The organism is Aureimonas sp. OT7 (assembly GCF_014844055.1).
Taxonomy (GTDB): Bacteria; Pseudomonadota; Alphaproteobacteria; order Rhizobiales; family Rhizobiaceae; genus Aureimonas; species Aureimonas altamirensis_A.
Genome location: NZ_CP062167.1, coordinates 4,110,111 through 4,129,351 on the forward strand (window position 1 = coordinate 4,110,111; position 19,241 = coordinate 4,129,351).

The 19,241-nt window shown below is 65.8% G+C and carries 15 protein-coding genes; 13 read left to right on the forward strand and 2 right to left on the reverse strand.

Annotation, left to right across the window (positions count from 1 at the left end):
* Positions 1-6 precede the first annotated feature (6 nt).
* Positions 7-1,995, reverse strand: coding sequence for an acetyl/propionyl/methylcrotonyl-CoA carboxylase subunit alpha (locus IGS74_RS19725; RefSeq protein ID WP_192388476.1), 1,989 nt, complete (start codon positions 1,993-1,995; stop codon positions 7-9).
* A 112-nt stretch (positions 1,996-2,107) separates the two neighbouring features.
* Between IGS74_RS19725 and IGS74_RS19730 the strand changes: the two genes are divergently transcribed.
* From IGS74_RS19730 to IGS74_RS19785, 12 genes are all read left to right on the forward strand, one after another.
* The gene (locus tag IGS74_RS19730; protein WP_192388478.1) at positions 2,108-2,716 is read left to right on the forward strand and encodes an SCO family protein; all 609 of its coding nucleotides are present in this window, start codon (positions 2,108-2,110) and stop codon (positions 2,714-2,716) included.
* Positions 2,717-2,975: 259 nt separating this feature from the next.
* Entirely contained in the window at positions 2,976-4,613 is a 1,638-nt protein-coding gene (locus IGS74_RS19735) for an ABC transporter substrate-binding protein (RefSeq protein WP_246722747.1), read from the forward strand.
* 61 nt (positions 4,614-4,674) lie between these two features.
* On the forward strand, positions 4,675-5,619 hold the full coding sequence (locus IGS74_RS19740) for an ABC transporter permease (protein ID WP_192388482.1): 945 nt from the start codon (positions 4,675-4,677) through the stop codon (positions 5,617-5,619).
* A 3-nt stretch (positions 5,620-5,622) separates the two neighbouring features.
* The gene (locus IGS74_RS19745) at positions 5,623-6,510 is read left to right on the forward strand and encodes an ABC transporter permease (RefSeq protein ID WP_192388484.1); all 888 of its coding nucleotides are present in this window, start codon (positions 5,623-5,625) and stop codon (positions 6,508-6,510) included.
* A 2-nt stretch (positions 6,511-6,512) separates the two neighbouring features.
* A complete protein-coding gene (locus IGS74_RS19750) occupies positions 6,513-7,556 on the forward strand; it encodes an ABC transporter ATP-binding protein (RefSeq protein ID WP_192388486.1) in 1,044 nt (347 codons plus the stop codon).
* Complete coding sequence (locus IGS74_RS19755; protein WP_192388488.1) at positions 7,553-7,756, forward strand: hypothetical protein; 204 nt, start codon at positions 7,553-7,555, stop codon at positions 7,754-7,756. The genes IGS74_RS19750 and IGS74_RS19755 overlap by 4 nt, the downstream gene beginning before the upstream one ends.
* Positions 7,753-9,183, forward strand: coding sequence for an amidase (locus IGS74_RS19760; RefSeq protein WP_192388490.1), 1,431 nt, complete (start codon positions 7,753-7,755; stop codon positions 9,181-9,183). The genes IGS74_RS19755 and IGS74_RS19760 overlap by 4 nt, the downstream gene beginning before the upstream one ends.
* A complete protein-coding gene (locus IGS74_RS19765) occupies positions 9,180-10,157 on the forward strand; it encodes an ABC transporter ATP-binding protein (RefSeq protein ID WP_192388492.1) in 978 nt (325 codons plus the stop codon). Before IGS74_RS19760 ends, IGS74_RS19765 begins: the two co-directional genes overlap by 4 nt.
* Positions 10,154-10,912, forward strand: a complete 759-nt coding sequence (locus IGS74_RS19770) for an aspartate/glutamate racemase family protein (protein ID WP_192388494.1) — start codon at positions 10,154-10,156, stop codon at positions 10,910-10,912. Before IGS74_RS19765 ends, IGS74_RS19770 begins: the two co-directional genes overlap by 4 nt.
* Before the next feature lie 76 nt (positions 10,913-10,988).
* Positions 10,989-12,677: a penicillin-binding protein 2 gene (locus tag IGS74_RS19775; protein WP_192388496.1), complete on the forward strand. Its 1,689-nt coding sequence runs from the start codon at positions 10,989-10,991 to the stop codon at positions 12,675-12,677.
* A 107-nt stretch (positions 12,678-12,784) separates the two neighbouring features.
* A complete protein-coding gene (locus IGS74_RS19780; protein ID WP_192388498.1) occupies positions 12,785-13,804 on the forward strand; it encodes an LLM class flavin-dependent oxidoreductase in 1,020 nt (339 codons plus the stop codon).
* A gap of 213 nt (positions 13,805-14,017) precedes the next feature.
* Positions 14,018-15,244 carry a glycosyltransferase gene (locus tag IGS74_RS19785; protein ID WP_192388500.1) on the forward strand — a complete coding sequence of 409 codons (1,227 nt, stop codon included), beginning with the start codon at positions 14,018-14,020 and terminating at the stop codon, positions 15,242-15,244.
* 35 nt (positions 15,245-15,279) lie between these two features.
* On the opposite strand, the gene gyrB is transcribed toward IGS74_RS19785, so the two are convergent.
* The gene (gene gyrB, locus IGS74_RS19790; protein ID WP_192388502.1) at positions 15,280-17,715 is read right to left on the reverse strand and encodes a DNA topoisomerase (ATP-hydrolyzing) subunit B; all 2,436 of its coding nucleotides are present in this window, start codon (positions 17,713-17,715) and stop codon (positions 15,280-15,282) included.
* Between the two features lie 162 nt (positions 17,716-17,877).
* Here gyrB and IGS74_RS19795 point away from each other — a divergent pair, with 162 nt between their 5' ends.
* The gene (locus IGS74_RS19795; RefSeq protein ID WP_192388504.1) at positions 17,878-19,239 is read left to right on the forward strand and encodes a cytochrome P450; all 1,362 of its coding nucleotides are present in this window, start codon (positions 17,878-17,880) and stop codon (positions 19,237-19,239) included.
* Positions 19,240-19,241 lie beyond the last annotated feature (2 nt).

A 19,241-nucleotide genomic window follows, 5' to 3' on the forward strand; every position in this document is an offset into this window, starting at 1 on the left:
ACCGGCCTACGCCTCGAACTCGAGGATAAGCTCGTCGACCGCCAGGCTGGCGCCGGGTTCGGCGGCGATGCGCTTGACGACGGCGCGCCGCTCGGCCCGCAGCACGTTTTCCATCTTCATCGCCTCGACCGTGGCAAGCACCTGGCCCGCCTCGACGGCATCGCCCTCGCGCACCGCGATGGCGGTGACGACACCGGGCATCGGGCACAGCAACAGGCGCGAGGTATCGGGCGCGGGCTTGTGCGGCATGAGCTCCGCCAGCTCCGCAACGCGCGGACGGCGGGCATGCGCCCTTATGTCGATGCCGCGCCAGCGCAGGCGGATGGAACCGCCCTCAAGGCTCGTCTTGACCCGCATCTCCATGCCGTCGACCACGAAGGTCGACAGCGTATCCCCCGGCTTCCAGTCACTGGCGATGCCGATGTTTGGCCCATCTTCGAACCGGACGGTTTCCCCAATCGTAAGGTGAAAGCGCCAGTTGCCGAAGGTGACGACGAGGTCGGTTTCGGCGGTCGCGGCATAATGGGCGATGGTGCCGGTGATGCGGGCCGCACGCGCTGTTTCGCGGCTGCGGACAAGGCCGGCGATCGCGGCAAGGCGGCGCGCCTCCTCGTCAGTCGGCTCGACGCCGGTGAACCCGTCCGGGAATTCCTCCACGATGAAACCGGTGGTCAGCGCGCCGCTGCGGAACCGTTCCCGACGCGTCACAGCCGACAGGAAGGGCAGGTTGTGGCCGATGCCCTCCAGCTCGAACCCGTCGAGCGCCTCGGCCAGCCCGTCGATGGCCGCCGCGCGCGTCGCCGCATGGGTACAGAGCTTGGCGATCATCGGGTCGTAGTACATGGAGATTTCGCTGCCCTCGGTCACGCCGGTGTCGTTGCGCACCGTGACGCCGCCCAACACCCCCTCGCGTGGCGGGCGATAGCGCGTCAGCCGGCCAATCGACGGCAGGAAGTTGCGGTATGGGTCTTCCGCGTAGATGCGGGCCTCCATGGCCCAGCCCTTGGCGGAAATGTCGCCCTGGCCGTGGCGCAGCGGCTCGCCGGCGGCGATGCGGATCATCTCCTCCACGAGGTCGAGGCCGGTGACGAGTTCGGTCACCGGATGCTCGACCTGCAGGCGGGTGTTCATTTCCAGGAAATAGAAGTTGCGTGCGCCATCGACGATGAATTCGACCGTGCCGGCGGAGTGGTAGCCGACGGCCGCCGCAAGCGCCACGGCCTGCGCCCCCATGGCGGCGCGCGTTTCGTCGTCCAGAAATGGCGACGGTGCCTCTTCCAGGACTTTCTGGTTGCGCCGCTGGATGGAGCATTCCCGCTCGCCCAGATGGATGATCGTCCCGTGCCGGTCGCCCAGCACCTGGATCTCGATATGTCGGGGCTGCTCCACGAATTTCTCGATGAAGATTCGCTCGTCTCCGAAGGCGCCGCGCGCCTCGCTGCGCGAGGATACGAAGCCCTGCCGCGCTTCCTCGGCATTCCAGGCGATGCGCATGCCCTTGCCGCCTCCGCCGGCCGACGCCTTGATCATCACGGGGTAGCCGATCCGGTCGGCGATGGAGACCGCCTCCTCCGCAGTCTCGATCAGGCCCATATGCCCCGGGACGGTCGAAACGCCGGCCTCCGCCGCCAGCTTCTTGGAGGTGATCTTGTCGCCCATCGCGTCGATGGCCGTTGCCGGCGGGCCGACGAAGGCAACGCCGGCGGCGTCGAGCGCGCGGGCAAAGGCGGCATTCTCGGACAGGAAGCCATAGCCGGGGTGCACCGCATCCGCCCCCGTCGCGGCTATGGCGGAAAGGATGGCATCGATCGACAGATAGGACTGCGCCGATGGCGCCGGCCCGATGGATACGGCCTCGTCGGCCATGCGGACATGCACGGCGTCGCGGTCCGCGTCCGAATGGACGGCAACGGTGGCGATCCCCATGCGCTTCGCCGTGCGGATGACCCGGCAGGCGATCTCTCCGCGGTTGGCGATCAGGATCTTCTTGAACATCGGCACTCCCCCATCCACTCCCAACCTTCCATAAAGTGATTTCCCCTCGCAGGTAAACGCTGGTGACAGGCACGCCCGAATATGCGATCCGGCCCGCACAAGGAGATGGAACATGCGTTGGAGCCACATCGCCCTTCTGGCCGGCGCGGGCCTCGTCGTCGGTGCGACGCTGGCCGCCTTCACGGCCATGGTCGGCGGACAGGACCGGCAGCCGACGCCGGGCGCTTCCATCTCCGTCGCCGATATCGGCGGACCGTTCACGCTGACCGATACCGCCGGAAATCCCTTCACCGAAAAGAACCTGTCGGGGCGCCCCGCCGCGATCTTCTTCGGCTTTACCTTCTGCCCGGATATCTGCCCGACGACCCTGTACGAGCTCGGCGGCCTGATGAAGGACCTCGGCCCGCAGGCCGACGCCATCGATTTCGTCTTCGTGTCGGTCGATTGGGAACGAGACGGACCGCAACAGGTCTCGCGCTATCTCCAGGCCTTCGACGGCCGCATGATCGGCCTGTCGGGCACACAGGCCCAGGTGGAGGCCGCTGCCGACGCCTTCAAGATCCATGTTCAGCGGGTGCCGCTCGAGGATGGCGGCTACACGATGGACCATACCGCCTCCGTACTCCTAATGGGGCCGAACGGGCGTTTCGTCGGCACGCTCGATTACGACGAGCCGGCGGAAACCAAGCTCGGAAAGCTGCGTCGCCTGGCCGGCGGCTGATTGCCCGAAGCGTATATGCCTAACTCTTAGGCATTGAATTCAACTGTTGAGCAAACGTGCATGTGATCGCAATCGGTGGTTGACCGCGCCTGTCGTGATGGGCTTACTTGCCATCATTCGAAGCGTTCTACGGAATTTGCGTAAGCGCGTTTCACGCAAAGTTCACCGAGATCAAAGCAACGGTCACGGCCCATGCCGTGAGCGAACGATGTTTCACGCCCATCGCCTGCGCGATGAACAACAGGGACTCCGACGGTCGATGATTAGATTTCTTCTTTCCTCTACGGCGTTTCTTGTGCTGTCTGCATCGCTTGCGCAGGCTCAGGACACCGAAAGCGTCCTGCGGATCGGCATGACGGCTGCCGACATACCGCGCACGCTGGGCCAGCCGGATCAGGGTTTCGAAGGCAACCGCTTCACCGGCCTTACAATGTACGACGCCCTCACGATGTGGGATCTGTCCAAGGCCGAGGAGCCCTCGGCGCTCATTCCCGGCCTTGCCATCGAATGGGCCGTCAATGACGGTGACACCACCAAATGGACGTTCACGCTGCGCCGGGGCGTGACGTTCCATGACGGATCGCCCTTCAATGCGGACGCCGTGGTGTGGAACGTCGACAAGGTGCTCAACGAAGACGCACCGCAATTCGACGCCAGCCAGGTGGGCGTGACGGCATCGCGCATGCCGACATTGCGCTCGGCCCGCGCCATCGACGAGTATACGGTCGAGCTGACCACGTCGGAGCCGGATTCCTTCCTGCCCATCAACCTGTCCAATCTGTTCATGGCCAGCCCTGCGCACTGGCAAACGCTCTACGATGCCCTTCCGGAGGGCGACAACCGCGCCGCGCAGGCATGGGAGCGGTTCGCCGCCGGCGCCTCCGGCACCGGGCCGTGGAAGATGGACAATTTCGTGCCCCGCGAGCGGCTGGAACTCGTCCGCAACGAAGACTACTGGGACGAAGCGCGCGTGCCGAAGACACAGCGCATGATCCTGCTGCCCATGCCGGAGGCCAACGCGCGCACGGCGGCCCTTCTGGCCGACCAGGTGGACTGGATCGAGGCGCCCGCCCCCGACGCCATCCCCGAAATCCAGGGGCGTGGCTTCACCATCGAGGCAAACGAGCAGCCGCATGTCTGGCCGTGGCAGTTTTCCAGGCTCGAAGGCTCGCCGTGGAACAACATCGACGTCCGCAAGGCGGCCAATTTGTGCATCGACCGCGAGGGCATGCGCGACGGGCTGCTGGGCGGGCTGATGGCCCCGGCCACCGGCACCGTCGAGGAAGGGCATCCGTGGCGCGGCAACCCGGAATTCCAAATCCGGTTCGATCCGGAGGAAGGCCGCCGGCTGATGGAGGCGGCCGGCTACTCGGCCCAAAATCCCCTTGCCGTGAAGACGCAGACTTCGGCTTCGGGCTCCGGGCAGATGCAGCCTTTGCCGATGAACGAATATATCCAGCAGGCATTGGCCGAATGCCACTTCGCCGTCGAACTCGACGTGATCGAATGGAACACCCTCTTCACCAACTGGCGACGCGGAGCCAACGATCCGTCCGCCAATGGCGCCAACGCCATCAATGTCACCTATGCGGCAATGGACCCCTTCTTCGCCATGGTCCGCTTCCTGCAGTCGGAGATGGCGCCGCCGACATCCAACAATTGGGGCTTCATCGACAATCCCGACTTCGATGCGCTGGTGGACAAGGCACGCACGACCTTCGACGCCGAAGGGCGTGACGCGGCTCTTGCCGAACTGCATGCGGCCTCGGTCGATGATGCGGCTTTCCTGTGGGTGGCGCACGATGTCGGCCCCCGCGCCATGAGCCCGCGCGTACAGAACTTCGTTCAGCCGCGCTCGTGGTTCGTCGATTTCTCGCCCGTGACGATGGGCGAGTAAGCGTTCGGCGGAGGCGGCCCCCCGCAGGGGCCCCTTCGCCAGATCAGGGAAGTCCGGCTCCATGCTCGTCTATGCCGTCAAGCGCCTTGTCGCCGTCGTGCCCATCGTCTTCTTCGTGGCGCTCGTGTGCTTTCTGCTGGTTCACATCGCGCCAGGCGATCCGCTCGTATCCATCCTGCCGCCGGATGCCTCCGCCGCGCTGGAGGCGCAGTTGCGAGTCGCCTACGGTTTCGACCGCCCCCTGCCGGTGCAATTCGGCCTGTGGATCATGAATGCGCTGGGCGGCGATCTCGGCACCTCCATCGCATCCGGCCGCCCGGTGCTGGCCGAAGTGCTGCGCGCCGTGGGCAACACACTGCTTCTGGCGGGCGTCGCCGCGCTGATCGGGTTCTTTCTGGGGCTCGGGCTTGGCCTTCTGGCCGGGTATTTCCGCGACACGATCATCGACCGGGTGGCGACCGGTATCGCCATCGCCGGCGTGTCGGTGCCGCATTACTGGCTGGGCATGGTGCTCGTCATCGTCTTCTCGGTCCGGCTGGGATGGCTGCCGGCCGTCGGCGCCGGGTCCGGCGCATGGAGCTGGAACTGGAGCCATATCCAGTTCCTCATCCTGCCGGCCGTTACCATGGCCGTCATTCCCATGGGCATCGTCACGCGGACCGTGCGGGCCCTTGTCGGCGACATCCTCAACCAGGATTTCGTCGAGGCGTTGCGTGCCAAGGGCCTCGGCGAAGGGCGCATCTTCGCCCATGTCATCAAGAACGCGGCCCCTACGGCCATTGCCGTCATGGGCCTGCAGCTCGGCTACCTCATGGGTGGATCGATCCTCATCGAGACGGTCTTCTCCTGGCCTGGAACGGGTTTCCTGCTGAATTCGGCGATCTTCCAGCGCGACCTGCCGCTGCTGCAGGGCACGATCCTGGTGCTGGCGCTGTTCTTCGTCTTCCTCAACCTGATCGTCGATCTGGCACAGGCCGCGATCGATCCTCGCATCAAGCGGAGCTGAGCGATGTCGGTCGCAACAGAGGCCCTGCCCGTCATGGCGCCCGTCGAAAAGACGCGCGGCTACTGGCGCACCGTCGGACGCCGGCTTGCCCGCGACCGTCTGTCGATGGCCTGCCTCGGCATTCTCCTGCTTATCCTTCTGTCGGCCCTGTTCGCGCCCTGGCTCGGCCTGGCCGACCCGTATCAGGGCTCGATGCTGCGGCGCCTGCGCCCCATCGGCACGGAAGGATATCCGCTCGGCACGGACGAACTCGGCCGCGACATGCTCTCCCGGCTGGTCTACGGCGGCAGGCTGTCGCTGCTGATCGGCCTTCTGCCGGTGTTCAACGCCTTCGTCATCGGCTCGTTGCTCGGCATCCTGGCCGGCTATTCCGGCGGCTGGACCAATGCCGCCATCATGCGCACCATCGATGTCTTCTACGCCTTTCCGTCGGTGCTGCTAGCCATCGCGATCTCCGGCGCGCTCGGTGCCGGCATCCTCAATTCCATCGTGTCGCTGACCATCGTCTTCATTCCGCCCATCGCGCGCGTTGCCGAAAGCGTCACGACCAGCGTGCGCTCGCTCGATTTCATCGATGCCGCGCGCGCCTCCGGGGCCGGGGCGCTGACGATCATGCGCGTGCATGTGCTGGGCAACGTGCTGGGGCCGATCTTCATCTACGCCACCAGCCTCGTTTCGGTGTCGATGATCCTGGCGGCCGGCCTGTCATTCCTCGGCCTCGGTACCCGCCCGCCCGAACCCGAATGGGGGCTCATGCTCAATACGCTGCGGACGGCGATCTATAGCCAGCCGCTGATCGCGGCCCTGCCCGGCCTGATGATCTTCGCCGTCTCCATCTGCTTCAACATGCTGAGCGACGGGCTGCGCTCGGCCATGGACATCAGGAACTGACTATGATCGCCTCCGCCCTAGCCCCGGCCGACGATGTCGGCGGCCGGTCGCAGCCGCTTCTGACCGTGCGCCGGCTGACCAAGCACTTCCGCGTCGGCGGCGGCCCATTCGAGAAAAAGCGCGTGGTGCGCGCCGTGGATGGCGTTTCCTTCGACGTGGCCAAGGGCGAGACAGTGGGCGTGGTCGGAGAATCCGGCTGTGGCAAGTCCACCACCGCCCGGCTGCTGATGCACCTGATGTCGCCCGACCAGGGCGAATTGATCTATGACGGGCAAGGCATCGGACACGATTTGTCGCTACGCGATCTGCGCCGGCGCATGCAGATGGTGTTTCAGGATTCCTACGCCTCGCTCAACCCGCGCCTGACGATCGAGGATTCCATCGCCTTCGGGCCGAAGGTGCACGGCGTTGCGGATACGCAGGCCCGGAACCTGGCGCGCGACCTTCTCGGCAGGGTGGGCCTGAACCCGCAGACCTTCGCAGCGCGCTACCCGCATGAATTGTCCGGCGGCCAGCGTCAGCGCGTCAACATCGCCCGGGCGCTGGCCCTGTCGCCGCGGCTCGTCATCCTGGACGAGGCGGTGTCGGCACTCGACAAATCGGTCGAAGCGCAGGTGCTGAACCTGCTCAACGACCTGAAGGCCGAGTTCGACCTCACCTATCTGTTCATCAGCCACGATCTGAACGTCGTGCGCTACATCTCGGACAGGATCCTGGTGATGTATCTGGGCGAGGTCGTCGAGATCGGCCCGTCCGAAAGCCTCTGGAACGAACCGCGTCACCCGTATACGCGCGCCCTGTTTGCGGCCATGCCGACGCTGGATCCGGACAGGCGCACGACGCAGGCGCCGATTTCGGGCGATCCGCCCAATCCGATAGATCCGCCATCGGGATGCCGCTTTCACACGCGCTGTCCCTTCGCCGAACCGGTATGCTCGGCAAGCGCCCCGGCGCTGGTCGACGTCGCGCCATTGCATCAGGCGGCGTGCCACATGGCCATATCCGGTTCGGGGCATTCGAAATCGGGAGAGGTAGCTTCAGCATGACATCGCCACTGACCAGGGAAACGGTTGCAGGTTCGGCGGCGTTGGCCGGCCATCCTGTTTCACCGCAAGACGCAGACCGTATCGCAACGGCAATCGGCCCTGCCCTTCTGGCGTTCTCCGCCGTCGAGGCGACCCTACCCTTCGAGGCGGAGCCGGCCCGGTTCATCGCCGTGCAGATGCAAAGTGGGCAGGACGCATGAGCCATTCGACCGACCCCGCCCTGATGACACTGGCCGAGCTTGCCGCCGCCATCGCCGGCCGCCAGCTATCCTCGCGGGAGGCGACGCAAGCCTGCCTCAGCCGTATCGCTGAGTGGCAGCCGGTTCTGAACGCCTTTATCGCCATCGAGCCCGAGGAGGCCCTTCAAGCGGCCGACGCTGCCGATGCCCGCATTGCCGAAGGCAGGGCTACTGGCCCGTTCGATGGCGTGCCTTTTGCTCATAAGGACATGTTCTACGCGCGCGGCAAGATCTCCACCTGCGGCTCCAGGATCCGGCGGGACTGGATCGCCGATACGGATTCCACCGCGTTGAAACGCCTGACCGATCAGGGGTCCGTTCGCCTTGGCACATTGCACATGGCCGAATTCGCCTATGGGCCGACCGGCCACAACGCCCATTTCGGTGCCGCCGGAAATCCGTGGAATCCTCTGCATGTGACTGGCGGATCGTCGTCCGGCTCGGGCGCCGCCGTCGCCGCACGGTTGACGCCGGCCGCGCTGGGCTCCGATACGGGCGGCTCCATCCGCATGCCGGCTAATTTCTGCGGCGTCACCGGGTTGAAGACAAGCGTTGGACGGGTCAGCCGGTTCGGGGCGATGCCCTTGTCGCACTCGCTCGATACGATCGGGCCGCTGGCGCAGACCGCAGAGGATTGCGCCCTGGTCCTGCAGGCGATCGCCGGGCCCGATAGCAGCGACCCGACCGCGCTGCCGGTGCCGGTGCCCGATTACGCCGCTGCCTGTCGGCTGGGCGTACGCGGCATGCGGCTGGGCGTGCCGGACGCCTTCTATCTCGATGGGCTGGAACCGGCGACGGCGCGGGCTTTCGAAGCGGCGCTGGACGCGTTCCGCGGCGAAGGCGTGGAAATCGTTTCCGTTACCCTTCCCGATCAGATGCGCCTTTCGGCGGCCGGGCAGATTCTGCTGGCCTGCGAAGCAGCCGCCTTCCACCGGCGCTGGCTGGCCGAACGGCCGGAAGACTACGGCGCGCAGGTTCGCGCACGGTTGGAAAACGGGCTGGCCATCCCGGCCGTCACCTATCTGGAAGCCTTGCGCTGGCGGGCGATCGCGCTGACGGAGCATCTGCAAGCGGTGGAGGGTGTGGATGCCTTCCTGGCGCCCGTCAGCGCCAGCGCCTCTCCCAGCATCGCGCAAAGCGATGTCGGCGGGGGGCCCAGCGCGGAGGCGGTGATCCAGAGGATCACCCGGTTGATGCGCCCGGTCAATTATCTGGGCCTGCCCGCCCTCGTGGTGCCGGCGGGCTCAAGCGATACGGGCCTTCCCATCGGCTTGCAGATCGTGGGTCGCCCCTTCGAGGAAGACCGTATCCTGCGGCTGGGCGCCGGCTTTCAGCGGGCAACCGACTTCCATCGCGCCGTGCCGCAACTGCCGGGAGACCCGCAATGACGAATGTCGTGGACGTCCGCAACCTCAGCGTCCGGTTTTCCGGCGAGCGCACCGTCCATGCCGTCAACGATGTCTCGCTGACCGTGAAGCAGGGGGAAGTGCTTGGCCTTCTCGGAGAATCCGGCTCGGGCAAGAGCGTCACGCTGCGGGCGCTGATGCGTCTTCTGCCGAAGCGGCGCACCACCATCGGCGGTCGCATCGAAGTGTCCGGGCAGGACGTGATCCAGATGGGGGACAAGGCCCTGTCGGCCTTTCGCGGCAAGACCGTTTCGATGATCTTCCAGGAGCCGATGCTGGCGCTGGACCCGGTCTACACGATCGGCGACCAGATAGCGGAATCGGTGGTGCGGCATGAGGGTGTTTCGCGCAGGGACGGCCGCGCGCGCGCCCTGGAAATGCTGGAACGCGTGAGGATTCCCTCTGCCGCCAGCCGGCTCGATGCCTATCCGCACGAGATGTCCGGCGGCATGCGCCAACGCGCGATGATCGCGCTGGCACTGGCCTGCCGGCCCAAAATTCTCCTGGCCGACGAGCCGACGACGGCGCTGGACGCGACGGTGCAGATCCAGATTTTGTTGCTGCTGCGCGAGTTGCAGGCCGAGTTCGGCATGTCGATGATCTTCGTGACGCACGATATCGGCGTCGCGGTGGAAATCTGCGACAGGATCGCGGTCATGTATGCCGGCCAGATCGTGGAAAGCGGCGCGTTGCGCGATGTCGTCCGCGATGCCCACCACCCCTATGCGCAGGGACTCCTGGCGTCCACCGTGCACGGCAATCCCGGCGGGTCGCGCCTGGAGACAATCCCCGGTGCACCGCCCTCCTTGTCCGAGCCGCCCACCGCCTGCCAGTTTGCGCCGCGCTGCCGCCATGCCCGGCAAACCTGCCACCAGACGCCACCCCTGGCAGTGGAGCTGGGGGCGCGGCGCATGGTGCGTTGTGTCCTTGCCGAGCCGGAGGGAGTGCCGGCGTGATCCTGTCCATCGTCAACCCCAACGCCACCGCTGCCATGACGGCAAGCGTTGCACAGACCGCGCGCACGGTCGCCGCGCCCGGCACCCGCATCGACGCCCGCACCAACACCGCCGGCCCGCTCTCCATCGAAGGGTCGGTCGACGGCGCGATGGCCGTGCCGGGCATGCTGGCACTGATGCGCGCCGCCGAGGCCGAGGGCGCGCACGCGCATGTGATCGCCTGTTTCGACGATACGGGGCTGGACGCCGCACGCTCGCTGCTGTCGGCGCCCGTCATCGGCATCGGCGAGGCCGGCGCCAGGGCGGCCAGCTTCATCGCACGCCGGTTCACGATCGTCACTACACTGTCCGTGTCGGTGCCTATCCTTGAAGACAACCTCATGCGCTACGGCCTTGCCGGCCACGCCACGGTACGCGCCAGCGAGATTCCCGTGCTGGAGCTGGAGGCCGACCCCGACCGCACGATGGCGCGCCTTTCGGCGGAGATCGCCGCCGCCATCACCGATGACCGGGCGGAGGCCATCGTTCTTGGCTGTGCCGGCATGACGTCGCTGGCCACCCAGCTATCCAAGCGGCACGACGTGCCGGTGGTGGACGGCGTCGCGGCAGCCATAACCTTCGCGCAGGCGCTGGTGACGCTGGGGCTGCGCACCACCGCGCACGGGCATTATGCCCCACCGCGCGGCAAGGCCGAAAAGGATCGAGACTCGGTCTTCGCAAACCAAAATTCCGTGTCAGAAGACACAGTTCTGTGATTAACTGACAGTTAACAGAGGCACCCTACGGTTCGGGCGAACCTGCATTGGCAGTATAGTCCGACCCCCGGGTAAAATGAACCAAGTTGCAACGTCTTTCAGAACCTACGTCCTGCTGGCCGTATTCTCGGCGGCATTTCTTGCGATCTTCGGTCGACTTATACACCTGACCACGCTGGAGCCCGCCGAGCCGGTTCTTGCACGCGCAGCCCCATCGCATTCACGGCCCGACATCCTGGATCGGAACGGCGAAATCCTGGCGCGCGACATCGTGATGTTCTCCGTCTATGCCGAGCCGCGCCGCGTGATCGATCCCGACGAGACCGTCGAACAACTCCTGACCATCCTGCCCGAGCTGAATGCGGCATCGCTGTATCGACGGCTCAGCGGCAAGTCCGGCTTTACCTGGGTCAGCCGCTCGATCACCCCGGCCAAGCAGCAGGCGATCCACAATCTCGGTCTGCCCGGCATCGGCTTTCGGCCCGAGGTGCGCCGCCTGTATCCCAATGGCGGGGCCGCGGCGCAGGTACTGGGTGCCGTCAATATCGACAATCTCGGGATCGCCGGCATCGAAAGCTGGATCGACGAGAGCGGTCTCAACGTCCTGCGGTCCGCCGGCATGGATTACCGCCGCGAGGACCTCGACCCCGTCAACCTGTCCATCGACCTCTATGTCCAGCACGCCTTCGCCGACGAACTACGCAAGGCGATCGACCATTACGACGCCATCGGCGGTGCGGGCCTGGTGCTCGACGTCAACAGCGGCGAAGTCGTCTCCCTGGTGTCCCTGCCGGATTTCGATCCGAACAACCCGACGGAGGCGCACAAGAAGGAGAACATCAACCGCATCAATGTCGGCGTCTATGAGATGGGCTCCACCTTCAAGGCCCTCACCATGGCGATGGGCCTCGACAGCACCGCCTTCAACATCCACTCCGTCGTGGATGCGACCAATCCCCTGCGCTTCGGCCGGTTTTCGATCAGCGATTATCGCGGGGAAAAGCGCCCGCTGAACATGCCGGAAGCCTTCCTCGTTTCGTCCAACATCGTGTTCGCCAAGATGGCGATGCAGATCGGTGTCGACAGGCACAAGGAATTCCTGCGGGCGCTCGGCCAGTTGACGCGCCTGACCACAGAGCTGCCCGAAAGCGCCGCCCCGATCGTTCCGCGCAACTGGGGCGCGGTCAACACCGCCACCATCGCATTCGGGCACGGGCTGGCCGTGACACCGCTGCAGGCCTCCATGGGCGTGGCGGCGCTGGTGAATGGCGGCCGGCTGATCCGGCCGACCTTCATCAAGGATACGCCGGTGGAAGACCGCATCATCGCCGAGGACGTCATATCGCCGTCGACCGGCGAGGCGCTGCGCTACCTCATGCGGCTCAACGGCATCGACGGCTCTGCCCGCCGCGCCACGATCGCCGGCTACCATGTCGGAGGCAAGACGGGCACCGCCGAAAAAGTGATCGACGGACGCTACGCCAAGGGCAAGGTGATGACCTCCTTCATGGGGCTCGTTCCGGCGCACGAGCCCAAATACCTGATTCTCGTCATGCTCGACGAGCCGAAGCCCGTCGAAGGCACGCATGGCTTCCGCACGGCGGGCTGGAACGCGGTGCCGACCGCCAAGGCCGTCCTGAACCGCATTCTGCCGATGATGCGCATGCCCCCCGAGTTCACCCCGCCGCAGGACCCGTTCCCCGGCATCGTCCAAGCGCGGGCGCATGGCCATGAGCACTTCGCGGCCGGCGCGCTGACGCAATAGGGAAAGCGGCGACACTGCGTTTCCGATCTGCAAATTGCCGATGGCGCCGGTGGCGCCTATCTCGATAGCTCGCAGGCCCGGCAATCGGGCCGAAAAGGATAGTCGAGATGAAGAAGATCGGGTTTCTCTCCTTCGGGCACTGGTCTCCTGCGCCGGGCTCGCAGACGCGCACGGCGGGCGACGCCCTGCTGCAGTCTATCGATCTGGCCGTAGCAGCCGAGGAACTGGGCGCCGACGGCGCCTATTTCCGCGTGCATCATTTCGCCCGCCAGCTTGCCGCGCCCTTTCCGCTGCTGGCGGCCGTCGGCGCCCGTACGAAACGGATCGAAATCGGCACCGCCGTCATCGACATGCGCTACGAGAACCCGTTCTACATGGCGGAGGATGCCGGCGCGGCAGACCTGATCGCCGGTGGACGCCTGCAGCTCGGCCTCAGCCGCGGCTCGCCCGAGCAGGTCGTCGATGGCTGGCGCTACTTCGGCTACCAGCCCGCCGAGGGCAAGACCGAATCGGACATGGCCCGGGAGCGGACCCGAACGCTGCTCAAGCTGCTCGAGGGCCAGGGCTTTGCGGAGCCGAACCCGCAACCCATGTTTCCCAACCCGCCGGGCCTCTTGCGGCTGGAGCCGCATTCGGAAGGCCTTCGCGACCGGATCTGGTGGGGCGCGGCATCCGATGCCACCGCCGTCTGGGCGGCCGTTCTGGGCATGAACCTGCAAAGCTCGACGTTGAAGACCGATGAAACCGGCGAGCCCTTCCATGTGCAGCAGGCACGGCAGATCCGGGCGTATCGTGCAGCCTGGAAAGAAGCGGGCCACGCCCGCACGCCGCGCGTATCGGTCAGCCGCAGTATCTTCGCCCTGACCAGCGACGAAGACCGCGCCTATTTCGGACGCGGCGGCGATGCCCGCGACCAGGTTGGAGTCATCGACAGGACGCGCTCGATCTTCGGCCGCAACTATGCCGCCGAGCCGGACGCCCTCATCCGGCTTCTGGCCGACGACGAAGCCATCGCCGAGGCGGATACGCTGCTGCTCACCGTGCCCAACCAGCTCGGGGTCGATTACAATGCGCATGTGATCGAGAATATCCTGAAGCACGTTGCGCCCGGGCTTGGCTGGCGCTGAAGGTGACGGGCGCGGGGGGCCCGATCGCCGTCCTTTCGCAGGGCTCTATCCCGCGCGGCGCAGTCGAAAGGGCCGCCCGGCTTGAAGGACACGGCCTGATACCGAATGCGGGATCGGCGCTCATCCACATGGAGGACCCGGGCGATATGGCTCCGGTGGCGCGGTCCGTCTATCCTGACGAAAACCGCCGCCCCGCAGACAGCGAGAACGACGATGACATGCACGGATAATTCCCTGATGCTGGGCTTCAGCGCCCCGCTCTATCGCCATGGCGGGCGGCTCTACGCCGAACGGCAGACGATTTCCGGCCTGCATGCGTGGAAGGAAAACTTCTCGCGCCTCGTCGCTTTTGCCATTTGCCATGATGCCCCCCCGCCGGAGGGCTGGGAAGACGCCGCAGAGGGCGGCTTGACGGAGCCCGGCATCAAGCTCGTGCCGATCCCCAATACTTACGATCTCAAGATCCTCTTCAGCCAACGCAAGGCGCTGTCGAAAACCATGCTGCAAATGATGCGGGAGACCCACTACCACAGCTTCGCCTATGGCGGCTGGCTGGGCGATCCGGGCGAGATCGCGGCTGCCATTGCAAGGCGGCACGGCATCGCCCACGCGGTCTGGTTCGACAGGGTGGAGTCGCAGGTGGTAAAGGCCGAAGGCGACTCATCCCTGAAGGGCCGTCTCAAGACGGCGCTCAAGATGGCCATCATGGAGCGGAACGAGAAGCGCGCGGTGCGCGGCGCGCAATTGAGCCTGCTACACGGGGCAACGGTCTTCAACCACTTCAAGCCGATCGCCCGCAATCCGCACCAGGTGGAGGACATACACTTCAACGCGGACGACAGGCTCACTCAAGGAGAAGTCTCGGCGAAGGCGCAAGGCGCGGCCAGCGGGCCGTTGCGCATCGTCTATTGTGGCCGCGCCGCACCGATGAAGGGGCCGCTGGAATGGGTCGCCGCGCTTGTGGCGCTGAAGGCGCGCGGCGTTTCGTTCAAGGCCCGGTGGCTGGGTGACGGCGAACTTCTCGGTGCCATGCGGACCGCTGCAGAGAAGGCGGGCTTGACGCAAGAAGAGCTCGTCTTCGAAGGTTTCGTGTCCGATCCGGACCGTGTCCGAGCCGCCTATCGCGACGCCCAGTTGTTGATGTTCTGCCATTTGAGCGACGAGTCGCCCCGCAATCTCATCGAGAGCCTGCATTCGGCAACGCCGCTGATCGGCTACAAGGACCCCTATTCGGCCGGGTTGATCGACGAGAAGGGCGCCGGCCTGCTGGTGCCTCGCGGCAACCCCGAGGCCCTTGCCGACACCATTGCCGGGCTCGACGCGAACCGCGGCGTGCTGGCGACGTTGATCCGCGCCGCCGGCGCTTCGGCAGAGCACCTGACCCGCGACAGCGTCTTCCGCCATCGCAGCGACGTCATCCGCAGCCAGCTCGCTGCCTGAGGTCGAGGCGCCTTGTCGGCGCCTCGCACGTTCGATCAGACGTCCAGGTTGGCTACCTGCAACGCATTCTCCTGGATGAACTCCCGGCGCGGCTCCACCTCGTCGCCCATGAGGCGGGAGAAGAGCTGGTCGGCGTCGGTCGCGTCGTTGATCTTGACCTGCAGAAGCGAGCGCACCTCCGGATCGAGCGTCGTTTCCCAGAGCTGTTCAGGGTCCATCTCGCCGAGACCCTTGTAACGCTGCAGCGAGATGCCCTTGCGGCCAACCTCGAACACTGCATTCAGGAGATCGACCGGACCGCTGATCGACCGCTCGGTCTCCTTGCGCTTGAGCGTCGGCGACTGCGCATAGACTTCGGCAAGGCGCGTAGCCATGCGGTTGAGCGCGATGGCGTCGGCCGAATGGATCAGCGCCGCATCGATTACCTGCACCTCCTGCACGCCGCGCACGAGACGCTGGAATCGATAACCGCCGTCCGACGTCGACTCACCGGTCCAGCCGCGCTCCGTTTCCTCGGCGATGGCGTCGAGCGCCTTGGCGATGCGTTCGGCCATGTAGGGCGCATCCGCGCCGCTCTCGGCGATTTCGGGCGTCAAGGCACCGGCGATCGCAGCCTGCTCAACCACGGCCCGGTCGTAGCGGGTATGCAGGCCGCTCAGGATCTGGCGTACCGACAACGCGTCGTCCACGACGCTGCGCAGGTCCTTGCCGGCCCGCGTCTCGCCGGAGGTCAGCCGCAGCAGGGCATCGTCCAGCCCACCGTCGATCAGGTAGTTTTCGAGTGCCTTCTCGTTTTTCAGGTACTGGCTCTGCTTGCCCCGCGTGACTTTGAACAGAGGCGGCTGCGCGATGTAGACATAGCCGCGCTCGATCAGCTCCGGCATCTGCCGGAAGAAGAAGGTGAGCAGCAATGTGCGGATGTGGGCGCCGTCGACATCGGCGTCCGTCATGATGATGATCTTGTGGTAGCGCAGCTTGTCGGGGTTGAACTCGTCCTTGCCGATGGACGTGCCGAGCGCCGTGATCAGCGTTCCGATCTGGTCGGAGCCGAGCATCCGGTCGAAGCGCGCGCGCTCGACATTGAGGATCTTGCCACGCAGCGGAAGGATCGCCTGGTTCTGCCGCGAGCGCGCGCCCTTGGCCGAGCCGCCGGCCGAGTCACCCTCGACGATGAAGATCTCGGATTTGGCGGGGTCGCGTTCCTGGCAGTCGGCGAGCTTGCCCGGCAGCGACGTGATGTCGAGCGCGCCCTTGCGCCGTGTCAATTCGCGCGCCTTGCGGGCGGCCTCGCGGGCCGACGCGGCCTCGACCACCTTGCCGATGACGATGCGCCCTTCCTGCGGATGCTCCTCGAACCAGGTTGCCAGCGCCTCGTTGACGAGGCTTTCCACGATCGGCCGCACCTCCGAGGAGACCAGCTTGTCCTTTGTCTGCGACGAGAATTTCGGGTCCGGCACCTTCACCGACAGGACGCAGCTCAGCCCTTCGCGGCAGTCGTCCCCGGTCAGCGTCACCTTTTCCTTCTTGAGGATGCCCGAGGTTTCGGCATAGCCCGTGACCTGGCGCGTCAGCGCGCCCCGGAAACCGGCCATATGGGTTCCGCCGTCGCGCTGCGGGATGTTGTTGGTGAAAGCCAGCACCGTATCCTGGTAGGAATCGTTCCACCACATGGCGGCCTCGACGGTCATGCCGTCCTTTTCGCCGTGGATGACGATAGGCTCGGGCATCAGCGGCTTGCGGGCCCGGTCCAGATAGCGCACGAACGCCTCCAGGCCGCCCTCGTAGAACAGCTCGACGCGCTTTTCGTCGGCGGGCCGCTTGTCGGTCAGGATGATGCGCACGCCCGAATTCAGGAAGGCAAGCTCACGCAGCCGATGCTCAAGCGTCGCGAAATCGAACTCGGTGCGCGAGAATGTATCGGTGGACGGCAGGAAGGTGATGGCGGTACCCGTCTCCGCACCGGCATCGCCCGTGACGGCAAGCGGTGCGTCCGGCACGCCATGCGTGAAGGACATTTCGTGGATCTTGCCCTTGCGCCGGATCTTCATGCGCAGCCAGACGGACAGCGCGTTGACGACCGATACGCCGACGCCGTGCAGACCGCCGGATACCTTGTAGGAATTCTGGTCGAACTTACCGCCGGCATGCAGCTGGGTCATGATGACCTCCGCCGCCGATACGCCCTCGCCCTGATGGATATCCGTCGGGATACCGCGCCCGTTGTCGGTGACGGTGCATGAGCCATCGGCGTTCAGCGTGACGGTCACATGCGTCGCGTGGCCTGCCAACGCCTCGTCGATGGCGTTGTCGACCACCTCGTAGACCATGTGATGCAGGCCCGAGCCGTCATCCGTATCGCCGATATACATGCCGGGCCGCTTGCGAACGGCATCGAGGCCCTTGAGAACCTTGATGGAATCGGCGCCATACTCGGCGTCGACGCCGGTGTTCGTCTCTTCAGCTTGCGACATGGGAATCCTTCATTGGCGCGGCTGCGGCACTGGCGGCGAATCGCCGCTTGCCCTGCCGCGACTGCGGCTTATCAAGCTTCCTGAATATAAGCATTTTCGGGCGAAAATGAAAGCATGGGCCAAAGCTCGACCTGGGGTTCCGGCCTTCCCATATGAGGGGGCATGGACACAATCACAGAGCCGTTCCTGGCCCCGGCCCCGACGCCCCACACCAAGCCGCTCGGAATGCTCGGCTTCGTGCTGACGGCATCGCGCAACCCCATCGAGATATGGGGATCGCGCGCTTTCAAGGAGCCGTATCTCAAGGCCAACTGGCTGCGGGTGCCCACCGTCATCGTCAACGATCCGGCGGGCATCCGCCACTGCCTCGTCGACAACGCCCGCAACTACGCGATGCAGCCTCTACGCCAGCGGGTGCTGCGCCCCATGCTGCGCGACGGGCTGCTGACGGCCGAAGGGGAGTTGTGGAAGCGCACCCGAAAAGCGCTCGCCCCGGTCTTCACGCCGCGCAACATAGATGGGCTGACGCCCGTCATGGCGGCCCGCAGCGCACGCTTCGCCGAGGGGCTCGCCAAAAGCGGCGGACCGGTCGACGTCGCCTTCCAGATGACGCTGCTGACCTACGATATCCTGCAGGCGACGCTGTTCTCGGACGACATCACCGGCGAGCCGAAGGAATTCGCCCGCTCCATGGAAACGTTCCTGGCGCGCATGGGGCGCGTGGATCCGCTGGACATACTCGATGCCCCCGCCTTCCTGCCACGCATCAACCGGTTGATCGGCATGCGGAGCACCAATTACTTCCGCAGGCTGATCGCCGACACGATGGAGCGGCGCATCGCGATGCTGGAGCGCGCCCCGGACGCGGCACCCAACGATTTCCTGACGATGCTGTTGAAGGCCGACGGGCTGTCGCGGTCCGAGATCGAGGACAACATCATCACCTTTATCGGCGCAGGCCACGAGACGACCGCGCGTGCGCTGGGCTGGACGCTCTATCTGCTGGCGCAGGCCCCGGACGAGCGCCGCAAGGTCGAGAAAGAGCTGGACGCCACACTGGACGGCCTGCCCGATCCGGCCCAGTGGCTGGACAGGCTGCCGCGCACGCGGGCCGCACTGGAAGAGGCGATGCGCCTCTATCCGCCCGCCCCGTCGCTGAACCGGACGGCGCTTGCCGACGATTCGGTCGGCGGTATCGACATTCCCGCCGGTGCCTCCCTGCTGGTGATGCCGTGGCTCGTCCACCGCAACGAACTCTACTGGGACAGGCCCGGTTATTTCATACCGGACCGTTTCATGCCGGGCGAACGCGAGAAGCTGGACCGCTTCCAGTACCTGCCCTTCGGCGTCGGCCCCAGGGTCTGCATCGGGTCGAGCTTCGCTATGCACGAGGGCGTCATCGCGCTCGCCAGCCTCATGCGGCATCTGCGCTTCGACTATGTCGGCACCGAGCAGCCCTACCCGGTGCAGAAGATCACCGTTCAGCCGCGCGGCGGCCTGCCCATGCGGGTCAGCCGCCGCTGAGA

Coding starts and splice junctions, on each gene's coding strand:
- IGS74_RS19730 (WP_192388478.1), top strand. CDS start 2,108: ATGCGTTGGAGCCACATCGCCCTTCTGGCCGGCGCGGGCCTCGTCGTC.
- IGS74_RS19745 (WP_192388484.1), top strand. CDS start 5,623: ATGTCGGTCGCAACAGAGGCCCTGCCCGTCATGGCGCCCGTCGAAAAG.
- IGS74_RS19755 (WP_192388488.1), top strand. CDS start 7,553: ATGACATCGCCACTGACCAGGGAAACGGTTGCAGGTTCGGCGGCGTTG.
- IGS74_RS19765 (WP_192388492.1), top strand. CDS start 9,180: ATGACGAATGTCGTGGACGTCCGCAACCTCAGCGTCCGGTTTTCCGGC.
- IGS74_RS19795 (WP_192388504.1), top strand. CDS start 17,878: ATGGACACAATCACAGAGCCGTTCCTGGCCCCGGCCCCGACGCCCCAC.
- IGS74_RS19740 (WP_192388482.1), top strand. CDS start 4,675: ATGCTCGTCTATGCCGTCAAGCGCCTTGTCGCCGTCGTGCCCATCGTC.
- IGS74_RS19725 (WP_192388476.1), bottom strand. CDS start 1,995: ATGTTCAAGAAGATCCTGATCGCCAACCGCGGAGAGATCGCCTGCCGG.
- IGS74_RS19735 (WP_246722747.1), top strand. CDS start 2,976: ATGATTAGATTTCTTCTTTCCTCTACGGCGTTTCTTGTGCTGTCTGCA.
- IGS74_RS19775 (WP_192388496.1), top strand. CDS start 10,989: ATGAACCAAGTTGCAACGTCTTTCAGAACCTACGTCCTGCTGGCCGTA.
- IGS74_RS19750 (WP_192388486.1), top strand. CDS start 6,513: ATGATCGCCTCCGCCCTAGCCCCGGCCGACGATGTCGGCGGCCGGTCG.
- IGS74_RS19780 (WP_192388498.1), top strand. CDS start 12,785: ATGAAGAAGATCGGGTTTCTCTCCTTCGGGCACTGGTCTCCTGCGCCG.
- gyrB (WP_192388502.1), bottom strand. CDS start 17,715: ATGTCGCAAGCTGAAGAGACGAACACCGGCGTCGACGCCGAGTATGGC.
- IGS74_RS19760 (WP_192388490.1), top strand. CDS start 7,753: ATGAGCCATTCGACCGACCCCGCCCTGATGACACTGGCCGAGCTTGCC.
- IGS74_RS19785 (WP_192388500.1), top strand. CDS start 14,018: ATGACATGCACGGATAATTCCCTGATGCTGGGCTTCAGCGCCCCGCTC.